Below are 12,475 nucleotides of genomic sequence, written 5' to 3'. Positions count from 1 at the left end.
CTTAATAGATCCCCTCCTCTTTGAAAGAGCGGCTTCTGCGGAATTGATACAACGCAAACAGCGCAACTACCAAGCCCATAATGATGGAAATCGCGGCAGCCATTTTGTAATTATTTTGTTGGAAAGTCAGCGTGTATACCCACGAGATGAGAATATCGGTAGCACCAGCGTTTTGTCCAGGCATTGGTGGTCCACCTTTATTAAACAAATAAATAATGTTGAAATTATTAAAGTTGTACGCATATTGCATGATGAGCAGCGGGGCCGTTGCATACATCACATGCGGGAATGTAATGAAACGAAGCTTCTGCCAGCGGGTACCTCCATCCGCATCGGCTGCTTCATACCAATCCTTAGACACACTCTGTAGTACGCCGGTAAAAAGGGTGAAAATGTACGGAAATCCCAACCAGATTTGCACAAAAATAATGGCAACTCTCGCCCAGAAAGGGTCCGTTAACCAAGGAATCAGCACACCAAAATGTGAAAAGATATCCTTATTGATCGCACCAAAGTTTTCATTGAACATCGCTGAGAAAATAATAGCCGTCATAAAAGATGGCACAGCCCACGGAAGGATCAGCACGGTCCGTATGACCTTTTTGAAGCGAACTCTTGCATCATTAATGAGGATGGCTAGGAAAAAGCCTAGAGCAATCGTCAAGCTGGTTGAAAGCAGCGTCCAGACAACCGTCCATGAGAATACGGAGAACAAGCTCCTGCTCCAAATCTCCTCTGTAAATAAAGCCCTAAAGTTCTCAATTCCAACCCAGTGCAGAAGCTTAGCAGGCGGGGAATTGTAAAGATTGAAATCGGTAAAGGCAAGTGAAATCATGAATAGGAGTGGAAATATAACGATCATGGCTAGCAGCATAAAACTAGGGATCACAACAAAATAGGGGAAACCATGCTCCCACGTGCCTTGAAATGCCGCGCGCATAGATGGGATACGTTGACCCTCATTCAGCTTCACCGCATCACGGTGTGCATCTTTCAAGTTTCCTACGTAAAACAGTACTGCAATAACGGTTAGAATGAGCGATAAAATACCTTCAACTAAGTACACACGCGAATCGTCTACTTCCACTATCGAGCCTAATGTAAACAGCCCTGCCAATTTTGTACCCATTGTTTCTGCACATATGGATACTACACAAAGTGCAAGGAGAAAAAATAACGTGCCTTTAATGAATCGTTTATTATAAAGCTGCCCCATGCCTGGAATAATGGAAAGCATCACAGCCAAGCGCGGGTTATGCTTCTTATGCTCATGCTCAAACCGCATTTCCACCGTTGTTTTCTCCATCTCTGTCTTCACCTTCCTTGAACATTCGGAAAGGGGGCCTTCGCCACCCTCTCCTTGATCCTGCTGTCTAGATGAACTTACTTCGCACCAGACATTTTAATTTTATCTTGCACACCTTTTACCGCATCATTGAGTGTGGATTGTACATCTTTCCCTTCTGAAATGAATTTCAAAGCATTCGCCATTGGATCCCATACTGCATCTAACTCTGGCACCGTTGGGAACGGCATCCCGTATTGAATTTGCTGCGAGAAGCCAGCTACGATCGGGTTGCCTGTCAACTCAGGATCATTCAGAACTTTAATGACTGGAGGCGTTTCTCCTGTTTTCGTGTAGTAAACTTTCGAATTCTCTTCGTTTGTAATGAAAGCCGCTAAATCGGATGCCCATTCTGGGTTTTTGGAGAATTTCGACAACATATAGCCCTTCACTCCGATGAAGGAAGTCGGGTGTTTATCCCCTGCCAACGTAGGGAGTGGTGCTACAGCCAATTGATCCCCGAGCGCTTTCTTGTAATCCGTAATAGCCCAAGGACCATTTATAACAGCTGCTACTTTGCCTTGCGTGAACAAGCCACCTACGATGTCACCATTAATCCCTTTAGGCAGATAGCCCTTCTTGAACCAATCCTGGATGATTTGCGTGCCTTTCACAGTGCCTTCTTTATTAAATCCGATATCATCGGTCTTGAAGCCGCCTTTGCCATTATCTCCGAAAATATAACCTCCGCTGCCTCCCATCAGGCTCCATGCGAAGTAAAAATTCGTTGCTTCGAATAAGAAGCCGTATTCTTGCTTCGCGGCATTCGTTTTCTCTTGCATGATTTTCTCTAGATCTTGGATCGTTTTCGGTGGTGTAGGCAGCAGCTTTTTATTGTAGAAAAGAGCATACGTTTCAATGACGGCTGGCAATCCATACAGCTTGCCGTCTTGGCTAAGAGCCGACAGCGACTCTTTGGTGTAAATATCTAGAACAGGCTTCTCTGCTTTGATGGGTTGTACGAGTCCTTTTAACACCAAATCACCGATACCAGGCTGATAGAAAAGGTCAGGACCTTTACCGGACGGACCGTCGAGCACGAGTGCTTCTTTTTGGTTGTTCATGCTAAGGGGAACGACCTTAACGGGAATCCCAGTTTTGGCGGTGTATTTTTTAGCGATGTCTTGAATGACTGCGAGTTTATCTGGATTATCATCCGGCCATATCGTCAATTCTTTTGGCTTCTCCGGCATGCCGGCTGTCGTCGTATTCGTCGCTTTCGCCGTTTCTGCCGGCTTGGCCGTAGTCGTATTGGCCGTCGCTTGTGGTGATGCTACAGTTGCTTCATCCTTTGTACTGCAAGCTGTCAAAGCTGTCATAGCAAGCGTAGTACTTACAGCTACCGTAATAAATTTCTTATGCGTCATTGTAAGATCCCCATCCTTCGTGTTTAAAAGTTGTATGAATTTGCTTATGTTCAGCACCGATTCATTGACTTCATTGTAAGAAATCCGAAGGGGGTCTCACTACCAAAATGGTGACCTAAAAGAGGAAGATTGTGACATCTCTGGAGGTCCTCACTCCTTGGGCTATTGGTGGCAATCGTTTGCGGTGGAGGCTAAGAAAAAGAAGCTAAGCGCATTTAAGCCACTTAGCTCCTCATATTTTCAGTAAATTTACGTTACTGTTGTTTTATTGTTCTAAAACCGTAACATCCGAACAAACGTTCCCTTCTCCCCAATGCGGATTCGCATAGCCAGCAGGAGCATTCAAGTATGACAGCCAATTCGCTTCGTAACCAGCTTGTTTCTTTGCGGAGACACATGCGTTTATCGGGTCAACGCCTCGAGATACCTCTATTATCAGTTGCTTTCGCATAAGTGAAAAACGTTTGATGATACGGTCGAACTCAGCTTCGTGATCGGTCTTTATTCCACCTTCAACCCACTCGCGGTCAAAAATAAAGGCGTATTCTTTATAGGAAACAGCCTGCATACTAGCAGCTTCCATATAATCACGCAACGCCTGATCGATGTAACCGTGCGATTCAGCCCACAACCCGCTGATAAGTCGGTGATACGGGGTAGGTGACTGTGCATAGACTCTTTGAGTTCGCTTGAGCACATTCTCTTGAATGGCATACGACTCCGTGAACTCCTGCTGCCATGGCCCCGCGCCAACTGAACCGATTAGACCGCCAGTAAGCTGTAGCTTTTTATCCCGAATTTCCGCATTAGATATACTAGCTATTACTGCTGACCCCGTGTAGGTTTCAAGTTTTCTATCCGACCATGCAGACACCGTATATGTGGAAAAGGTGGTATGAGCTCCACGATTTGTTGACTCCCAAACTACCTCAGGTTTGCTATCACCTGTAAGGTCCATTAAGGTCATGATCTTTGTTCGGCCGTTATTCGCAGAAGAAAACTCCAAACTTTGCAAGGTAAACTTGCTGTCCTTAAAATCAATGATAACCCCATATGATTTCCGTTCCTGCACCACACCCGATTGTTCATCTTGCCTATCCTCATACAGCACAACAACCCATTCATTCGAAATCCCATCCTGATCCAGGTCTGTCTGGATGACGTTTAACGGCTCTTTCTCGGTATCGTATGGCATAACCACTGTCTGCAACCATGTTGTCATATCTTGAATAGGCGCATGTAACTGGTTAAGCTCCCCTCTAAGGTGCTCGATCAATGATGTCCTCAGCTTCACTGCTTCTGAAGAGGATTTGGCTGCTGGTCCATCGTCGATCGCCGTCACTAGTGGTGAACTTTGAACTGGCAGCATCGCCCGTTCTCCTGCTGGCCAAGCCAACGAACAGAGTATAACGAGCAGTATACTTGCGCCTACTATTCTTAACCCATTCTTTTTCAAATGCACATCACCTTTCAAACAAATCCATTTTTAACTTTGACGTATCAGCGTAGGAATAGGTTCTCATCGAATGTGAGGATTACACGCCTCCCCACATACAAAAAAACTGCCCAGACCTAAGTCTGAGCAGTTTCGACGTTTGTTATTATACTTCTACAACTTCTACTTTTTCCATTTTGTCTTTGCCTTTGAAAGCATCAACAAGTTCCATACCTTTGGAAACTTTACCGAACACCGTGTGTCCGCCATCCAAATGCGGTTGTGGTTGGTAAGCGATGTAGAATTGGCTTCCGCCTGTGTTGCGACCAGCATGTGCCATCGCAAGGGAACCGCGCTCATGTTTGTTAGGGTTGATTTCACAGTTGATTTGGTAGCCAGGGCCACCAGTTCCTGTTCCCGTAGGGCAACCACCTTGTGCTACGAATCCTGGAATTACGCGGTGAAAAACAAGTCCGTTGTAGAAACCGGAGTTTGCTAGTTTTTCAAAGTTAGCGACAGTGTTCGGTGCATCTTTCTCAAAAAGATCGATGATAACCTCTCCGCCACCTGCTAGTTGAATTTTTGCTTGTTTTGCCATTGTGTGGTTCACTCCTTTAGGAAATAATATCTTATTCTACTATGAATGACTGCATTACACAAACAACAGGAGGAACCCTACGCAACTAGAGGCCTCCTGTTGAAGTCATATTGCTATTAAACCGTCTTGCTTACTTGTTTCATTCTCGCTGGAATAACGTCATTGCCTACGATTTGATCAAAGGATTCACGTTTCACGACGAGATCGCTCTGCCCGTCTTTGACGAAAACGACACCTGGTCTGCGAATACGGTTATAGTTGCTAGCCATCGAGTAATTGTATGCCCCTGTACTCGACACGGCCAGAATATCACCTGCAGCTACCTGCGGCAGGTTCACATCCCAGATCAGCATATCGCCGCTCTCACAGCATTTGCCGGCAATCGAAACAATCTCAGCTGGCTGCTCAGCAGCACGGTTAGCGAGGCCCGCTTCGTAAACAGCTTCGTATAGTGCTGGACGCGGGTTGTCAGTCATGCCGCCATCCACCGCGACATACTTACGCACACCCGGGATATCCTTCGTGGTGCCGACAGTGTAAAGCGTAGTTCCTGCATCGCCAACGATGCTGCGGCCTGGCTCAACCCAAATTTCCGGAAGCGGGTAACCGTTGCTGCCGAAGTTTGTTTTGATCGCATCCGTAATCGCCTTCACATAAACAGCAACAGGAAGCGGTGTATCTTCACTTACGTAACGAATGCCGAAGCCTCCGCCAAGGTTAATTACCTTGAACGTAACATCTAATTCTGTCCGAACTTGGATGGCAAATTCCGCCATCTTCTCCGCGGCCATTCGGAAGCCTTCAACCTCAAAAATCTGCGATCCGATATGCGAATGAATGCCTAAAAGATCAAGATTAGAAAGCTGCGATGCCTCCCCAATCGCACGGAAAGCGGAGCCGTTCCCCAAATCGAAGCCGAATTTAGAATCGGTTTGACCCGTTGAAATATATTCATGCGTATGCGCCTCAACACCTGGCGTAATTCGCAGCAAAATTTTCACCTTTTGGCGTTTCTCAGCCGCAATCGCGTTTAACATCTGCAGCTCGATAAAGTTATCTACGACAAAGCAGCCAATCTTAGCGTCAATGGCCATTTCCATTTCAGAAATCGTTTTGTTGTTGCCATGGAAATGGATACGCTCTGCTGGGAAACCAGCTTGAAGCGCTGTATACAGCTCCCCATCGGACACAACATCCAGTGACATGCCTTCTTCTTCAACAATTCGGCACATCGCCATTACGCAAAATGCTTTACTAGCATACGCTACTTGAAACTTCAGTCCCGATGCCCCAAAAGCTTCAACAAACTCACGACAACGCTGACGCACAAGCGCCTCATCAAATACATAGAGAGGTGTGCCATACTCGGCAACCAACTGTGTTGTATCGACACCGCCAATTTCGAGGTGGCCTTGGTCATTTATTCTACTGGTACCATGTAAATACATAGCTATATATTCCCCTCTCCACTTGAACCTTCCCTTTGCCAAATTCCGCTAAAGAGGTCGCACACATACTAATAAAAGTACCATAGTGCACGTATATTTGACAATACATGCGCCTATACCAAACAAAAATGGGCTGAACAATTTCAGCCCATTCCAAGCACTATGATTTAGGTTGTCGTGTACCATCAATTGGCTTCGTAATGCTGAGCCTTGTTTTGCTGGCCAGCACGGGACGACGAAGCAAGATGGAGAAAAAGCTCTTCGCATTGAAAGGGATGAACGGCCACATGTAAGGTGCGTCATAGGATTTCTTCGAAGCCAGCATGATTAACCAGAGAGTCGAACCTATCACAAAGCCGGGAACTCCAAAAATAGATACCGTTATTAATAACCCTAGCCTCACGATGCGATTGGCCAAGCCTAATTCATAGCTTGGGGTAGCGAACATTCCAATCGAAGCTAGAGCGAGATACAGGATAACTTCGTTGATGAAGAGTCCTGTCTTGACGGCAATGTCTCCGACTAGAATCGCGGCCACCAAACCCATCGCAGTTGCAAGCGGTGACGGGGTATGTACCGCTGCCATTCGCATGAGGTCGATTCCTATATCCGCAATCAGGAATTGAAGGAGGAGCGGTAAGGTCCCTTCCTTCTGCGGGCCTAGGAATTCTAGACCCGCTGGCTTTAAAGAAGGCTCCATCACCATCAAATACCAGAGTGGCAGCAAGAAGATCGACATCATGATGCCAGCAAAGCGGACCCACCTTAAATAGGTGCCAATAAATGGTGTATTGCGATATTCCTCGGCATGCTGCACATGGTGGAAGAACGTCGTTGGCAAAATCATGACGCTTGGTGAGGTGTCGACGAATACGCAAACATGCCCTTCCAATAAATGGGCAGAGACAACATCCGGTCTTTCTGAATAACGAACCATTGGATACGGATTCCAGCCCTTATTTACAATCATTTCCTCTAATTGTTTCTCACCTAAAGGCAGACCATCAATCTCTACTTGTTTCATCTTGTCTTTAATATCCTGGACAAGCGTCGCATCCGCTATATCGTTAATATATGCGATACAGACATCTGTCTTCGTTCGCTTTCCGATCTGCATGATTTCTAGTTTGAAACGCTCATCACGAATGCGGCGTCTGACCAGGGTAACATTTATTAACAGCGTTTCTACAAATCCATCGCGCGAACCTCTAACAACACGTTCTAAATCTGGTTCAGCAATAGATCGGATAGGAAAGCTTTTCGCATCAACTGAGATGGCCGTTGTGACTCCCTCGATAAAGAAGGCTGTCCCACCCATCAATACTTGTCCAACAATCTCAGACATTTTCGTATAATGTTTCACTTGAATATGAGGGATTAGTTTCTCAATGAAAGCTTCCAAGGTATGATGGGTGACATCCTCATTATCTGCATAGGTAAGCCGAGTGATTATATCGGTTAACACAGTATCTTTTGCAAAACCATTACAATAAAAAATACCCACTCGTTTAGAGCCGAACACCATCTCTCTCAACACAAGGTCAAAGCTACGATTCAAGCCGACTCTTTCTTCTAAAATGCGCTGGACTTCTCGAAGACTTTTCGGTATATCTTCCTCGATCTTAAGAGCCTTCTCTTCCGGTGTCATATTCGTAATGGGATTGTAGGCCGATAAATTCCCTTCCTCATCGACAGCTAGCTTTTCTTGTTGATCAGCTTGATTCTCATCGTCTTGTGATTCTTGCAATTTCTCCTCGACGCTCTGTTGACCATTTTTAACTATAAATTTCACTGGTGCGCCTCCTTCATCCACCCGCTAATAAAATATCCATTCAAATAAAGAGCCAACTACTTTACCTAAAATCATGGCCATTAATAACGCGATCCGATAGGAATCCATCCCTACCCGTTTAGCCAAAATCGGCAGTACATTGACGATCTCAGTCAGTGCCGCGGCAAGCAAGCCTACGAAACACCCAGCAAACAAGCCAAAGAGCGCGGCTCCCATAGGGAACAAATGCATATGCAGATCGCTGAAATCAACCCATGTAAACATAAGTGAGCCAAGTACAACCGCGGCTTCATAAGCGTGGATTTTGGAGAATGATCGTGTGATCTGCGCTAATCTAGGAATAATATCCAGAACAACTAAAAAAGCAACCATGCCGCTGCCAACCGCAATCCCTCCAGCTAAGCCGATAAATGCGGCAAGGAAAGCCTCGCCAAGCAGCGTAATCACTTCGCGTCTCCTTCTTCATGGATTTTCGAATATTCTTCTGTAATCACATAATGATTAATATTTTCTTGATACATAAACATCTCAACTTCCAATGGGCTCGGCTCTTCATTGAATTTCTTTTTAAACAAATGATTGAAGAACAGCACCATCCCTGCTCCGATGCCAATTGAATAGGGAATTTGCAAAATGAGCGGATGATCCACCTTTTTACCTGTCATCAATTCATATATTCGCTGATGAACAGTAAGCATGGAGACATCTGCATGGAAATTCATAATTGCCAGCCCTGACCCAATGAATAAAAGCAACCAAACGACCCCGATCAGCAATGGATTTGCTTTTTTGTTATCGGTGTATATTTCTAGAAGCACGTGAGGTTCTCCGAAATGTTCAACCTGAAGCTCAGGAAACAGCTTCTTCACCTTCCGAATGATCAATAGCATATCGATGAGCACACGATTCCCATCCTCTTGCTGGGGTTGATGAATAATCAATTCGTTCAGGGCTTGTTCATATTCAGGTTCCACAAATAACTGTGCAATATGGTGCAGTCTCACGATATGCCCTTTACGAACACGAGCTTTGCGGCGCAGTCGAATGTACAAATATTTGCTACCTACCTGGATCATGGTTCACCCCTTTCAGAGTTTAACAATGTCAAATCTTCCTGCAAGCATCCATGTATAGGAATAGTATGCAAAATCTTTCCTTGGCATAAACAATGCGCGGCTTGGTAAATTCTCCATGCATAAAATCAAATATGGCAAGGCATGTTAAATAGTGTATACGGATCACTTATTCCATATAAAGAAGGTGATAACATGGCAAAATTCGCGTTAACACTGGTCATCATTGGTGCGCTGAATTGGCTTCTAGTTGGGCTTTTCGAATGGGATTTAGTTTCTGCTTTACTGGGGGGAGATTCACACCGTGAATCTTCAGGGTTAAGTCGTATCGTATATTCCCTTGTAGGTTTATGCGGGATATACTGCGTAAGATTTTATTCTTTCGACCGCTATTCGGTTCGATAGAAGTGGCTTTGGAGCACAAGGTTATAGCCGCTCATCGCCCATGTTGCTTGGGAAATCAGCGGCTCTAAGTAGTTATGCTGAAAAACCGTCCCCCCTTAGGAGCACGGTTTATTCATCATATACTATTATTATTGTGCAATCTGATCTTTAATGGATTGCAGTATTTTCTTTTCCAATCGCGATACTTGGACTTGTGATATCCCAAGCCTGCTCGCGACCTCCGACTGCGTCTGATCACGGAAATAACGCAGATAGACAATAAGTCGTTCTCGCTCTGAGAGCGTCCCTATAGCCTCATTCAAGGCCAGCTTCTCGAACCATTTCTCTCCGGATTCATCCGAAATTTGGTCCATCAGCGTGATCGGGTCTCCATCGTTCTCAAACACGGTCTCATGAATGGACGAGAGTGGTTTATTCGCTTCTTGGGCGAAAACAACCTCCTCCGGCGTAATCATAAGCTCCTCGGCAACCTCTTTGATCGTTGGGAGTCTTCCCAACCGCTTCGACAACTCGTCCTTCGTCTTGCGAATTTTGTTCGCTAGCTCCTTGAGAGAGCGGCTTACCTTCAGTGTCCCATCATCCCGCAGGAACCGTTGGATTTCTCCGATAATCATCGGTACGGCATAGGTTGAGAATTTCACATCATACGATAGATCGAATTTATCAACGGACTTCAGCAGTCCGATGCATCCGATCTGGAACAAGTCTTCGGCTTCGTAACCACGGTTCAAAAAGCGCTGAACCACGGACCACACCAAGCGGATATTGCAGCTGACAAGTGTTTCTCTAGCGAGTCCATCTCCGGATTGGCTTAAGGCGATTAACCGTTTGACTTCCGAATCGTCTAAATAACTATGAGAAGCATGCTTCAGATCAACATCCATAGATCCTACCCCTAATTGTATAAAGCTTTTTTAGATTCAATTCGCTTCAACATGTTTATTTTCGTTCCGACTCCGACGGCTGTCACAACTTCCACTTCGTCCATGAAATTTTCCATTATTGTAAACCCCATACCCGAACGCTCGAGCTCTGGTTTGGACGTGTACAATGGCTCCTTGGCTTGCTCTAAATCAGCAATGCCTTCGCCCTTATCCTCGATCGTTAAACGAATGGTATCATCATCGATTTCAGCTGAAATGGTGATGACACCATCCGTTTTATTGTTATAGCCATGTATAATCGAATTCGTCACGGCTTCGGAAACAACCGTTTTGATATCCGTCAATTCATCTAAAGTGGGATCCAATTGTGAAACGAACGCAGCCACCGCTACTCGTGCAAAGGCTTCATTCTCTGATCGACTGGCAAATTGCAGCGTCATAAAGTTACGTTCACTCATAAAGCAACCTCCAGACTGGACATTGCGTTACGCTCGTTATCCTGAATCGATACGATCTTGAACATACCCGAAAGCTCGAACAAACGATAAACGGCCGGTGACACGTCACAGACGACCATTTTACCGCCCTTGCTCGTAATTTGCTTATAGCGACCAAGAATGACGCCGAGACCCGAGCTATCCATGAAGGTGAGGTCCTTCAAACTTAGAATCAGGTGGAGCGTCTGCTCCTTCGCAATCGCTTCCTCCATCCTCGCCTTCACACTATCCGCTGCATGATGGTCAAGCTCGCCCTTTAATCTAACAATCAGCGCTCTTCTGCCTTGCTCAAACTCGATTTGCAGGCCCAATATGTTCACTCCCTTCAGGTCATGAACAGTAGTTTCTACAACTGAGCTGGTAATTCCTGCCCCCCGACAAAACTAGAAGAAAACCGCTAAAAGTAGGCAAAATATACGATTTCTACGTCCTCTATTCGCTGTTTTCCACCATTAGTCCGTGGTGAACAACTGCGACGTTGTCCGTTTAAACAGCTTCCACCAGGATGCTTTATCCACAGCTAACGGAGACTCCAGAGGGTACTCGGCAAGGACATTATCCCCGTTATAGACCATGATCTTACCGATCGGCTGGCCTAAGCTAACAGGAGCTCTTAGGCTTGTATCGAGCTGCAATTCATGTCGGATATTTGCCGTGTCCGTTCCTTTTTTCATTAAAATACTATAGTTTTGCTTCGCGACTAACGGTACCGTCGATACTTGACCTTTATTGATTCTAAATTCACCTAAGCTATCGCCGGTTTTGAACAATGGATAATTTGTATATTGCGCAAATGCATAATCAAACAGCTTCGTCACTTCCGCATTCCGCGTTTTCGTATTTGGCTCTCCAAGTACGACTGCCACAACCCGCAAATTGTCCCGTTTAGCTGTTGCAGATAAACAGAATTTGGCTTCGCTGGTATAACCAGTTTTCAATCCATCGGCTCCGCTATAGAAGCGTACAAGCTTATTCGTATTCACAAGCCAGAACGGCTTAGGTGAGTCTTTGCGTAAATAATCTTGATAGGCACCTGTAAAATTCGTAATCCCCTCGTGCTTCAACAGCTCTCGCGACATAATAGCGATATCATTCGCCGTTGTATAATGATTGGCTACAGGCAGTCCATTACAGTTGGAGAAATGAGTGTTTTTCATTCCTAATTGCCCTGCACGTTCATTCATCATGGCAACAAAATTTTCTTCTGAGCCCGCAATCTTCTCGGCCATGGCCACAGAGGCATCATTCCCAGAAGCCATTGCGATTCCCTTCAACATTTCTTGGACCGTCATTTGTTCGCCTGGTTCCAGGAAAATTTGCGAACCTCCCATGGAGGCTGCATATTCACTAACACTGACTTTTTCGTCCATTTTGATGGTGCCCTTGTCGATCGCTTCCATGATCAGCAGCATCGTCATAATCTTCGTAATACTCGCTGGCGGAAGTTTGGCATCTTTATTTTTCTCAACGATCACCGTACCTGTATCCGCATCCATCAGAACAGCAGATTGTGCATTCGGTGTTAGATCCACTGGCTGTACCTTGGTTTCCGCCGCATAAATCGCTGGCAGGAACAGCATCACACTTAGTTGTAAACAAATGAAACTGATTAGCCCTTTTTTTCGCATAGC

At 45.4% G+C, this 12,475-nt stretch carries 13 protein-coding genes; 1 reads left to right on the top strand and 12 read right to left on the bottom strand.

All coding sequences use genetic code 11. The features are described 5' to 3' along the window. Position 1: 1 nt before the first annotated feature. From AC58QO_RS11985 to AC58QO_RS11950, 8 genes are all read right to left on the bottom strand, one after another. Positions 2-1,306, bottom strand: coding sequence for a carbohydrate ABC transporter permease (locus AC58QO_RS11985; RefSeq protein ID WP_497265662.1), 1,305 nt, complete (start codon positions 1,304-1,306; stop codon positions 2-4). A gap of 77 nt (positions 1,307-1,383) precedes the next feature. After that, the gene (locus AC58QO_RS11980) at positions 1,384-2,712 is read right to left on the bottom strand and encodes an extracellular solute-binding protein (protein WP_497265660.1); all 1,329 of its coding nucleotides are present in this window, start codon (positions 2,710-2,712) and stop codon (positions 1,384-1,386) included. A gap of 265 nt (positions 2,713-2,977) precedes the next feature. After that, on the bottom strand, positions 2,978-4,168 hold the full coding sequence (locus AC58QO_RS11975; RefSeq protein ID WP_497265658.1) for a hypothetical protein: 1,191 nt from the start codon (positions 4,166-4,168) through the stop codon (positions 2,978-2,980). Between the two features lie 145 nt (positions 4,169-4,313). Beyond that, positions 4,314-4,745, bottom strand: coding sequence for a peptidylprolyl isomerase (locus AC58QO_RS11970; protein WP_310223365.1), 432 nt, complete (start codon positions 4,743-4,745; stop codon positions 4,314-4,316). A gap of 116 nt (positions 4,746-4,861) precedes the next feature. Continuing rightward, positions 4,862-6,193, bottom strand: a complete 1,332-nt coding sequence (gene lysA, locus AC58QO_RS11965) for a diaminopimelate decarboxylase (RefSeq protein ID WP_497265656.1) — start codon at positions 6,191-6,193, stop codon at positions 4,862-4,864. A gap of 160 nt (positions 6,194-6,353) precedes the next feature. Next, positions 6,354-7,985 (bottom strand): spore germination protein, encoded by a 1,632-nt coding sequence (locus AC58QO_RS11960; RefSeq protein WP_497265654.1) that lies wholly within the window; start codon positions 7,983-7,985, stop codon positions 6,354-6,356. Positions 7,986-8,009: 24 nt separating this feature from the next. After that, positions 8,010-8,423 carry a stage V sporulation protein AB gene (locus tag AC58QO_RS11955; RefSeq protein WP_497267458.1) on the bottom strand — a complete coding sequence of 138 codons (414 nt, stop codon included), beginning with the start codon at positions 8,421-8,423 and terminating at the stop codon, positions 8,010-8,012. A 5-nt stretch (positions 8,424-8,428) separates the two neighbouring features. Beyond that, complete coding sequence (locus AC58QO_RS11950; RefSeq protein WP_497265652.1) at positions 8,429-9,061, bottom strand: stage V sporulation protein AA; 633 nt, start codon at positions 9,059-9,061, stop codon at positions 8,429-8,431. Between the two features lie 192 nt (positions 9,062-9,253). Between AC58QO_RS11950 and AC58QO_RS11945 the strand changes: the two genes are divergently transcribed. Then, the gene (locus AC58QO_RS11945) at positions 9,254-9,463 is read left to right on the top strand and encodes a DUF378 domain-containing protein (RefSeq protein WP_477594972.1); all 210 of its coding nucleotides are present in this window, start codon (positions 9,254-9,256) and stop codon (positions 9,461-9,463) included. Between the two features lie 128 nt (positions 9,464-9,591). On the opposite strand, the gene sigF is transcribed toward AC58QO_RS11945, so the two are convergent. The 4 genes from sigF to AC58QO_RS11925 form a co-directional block, all read right to left on the bottom strand. After that, complete coding sequence (sigF, locus tag AC58QO_RS11940) at positions 9,592-10,347, bottom strand: RNA polymerase sporulation sigma factor SigF (RefSeq protein ID WP_028554229.1); 756 nt, start codon at positions 10,345-10,347, stop codon at positions 9,592-9,594. Between the two features lie 11 nt (positions 10,348-10,358). Next, entirely contained in the window at positions 10,359-10,805 is a 447-nt protein-coding gene (gene spoIIAB, locus AC58QO_RS11935; RefSeq protein ID WP_497256968.1) for an anti-sigma F factor, read from the bottom strand. After that, positions 10,802-11,155 (bottom strand): anti-sigma F factor antagonist, encoded by a 354-nt coding sequence (gene spoIIAA, locus AC58QO_RS11930; protein WP_497265650.1) that lies wholly within the window; start codon positions 11,153-11,155, stop codon positions 10,802-10,804. The genes spoIIAB and spoIIAA overlap by 4 nt, the downstream gene beginning before the upstream one ends. A gap of 141 nt (positions 11,156-11,296) precedes the next feature. Further along, positions 11,297-12,472, bottom strand: coding sequence for a D-alanyl-D-alanine carboxypeptidase family protein (locus tag AC58QO_RS11925; RefSeq protein ID WP_497265648.1), 1,176 nt, complete (start codon positions 12,470-12,472; stop codon positions 11,297-11,299). Positions 12,473-12,475: the final 3 nt, after the last annotated feature.

The sequence above is a fragment of the Paenibacillus sp. J31R30 genome (assembly GCF_059692115.1).
This window is presented reverse-complemented; position numbering and strand designations above follow the sequence as displayed.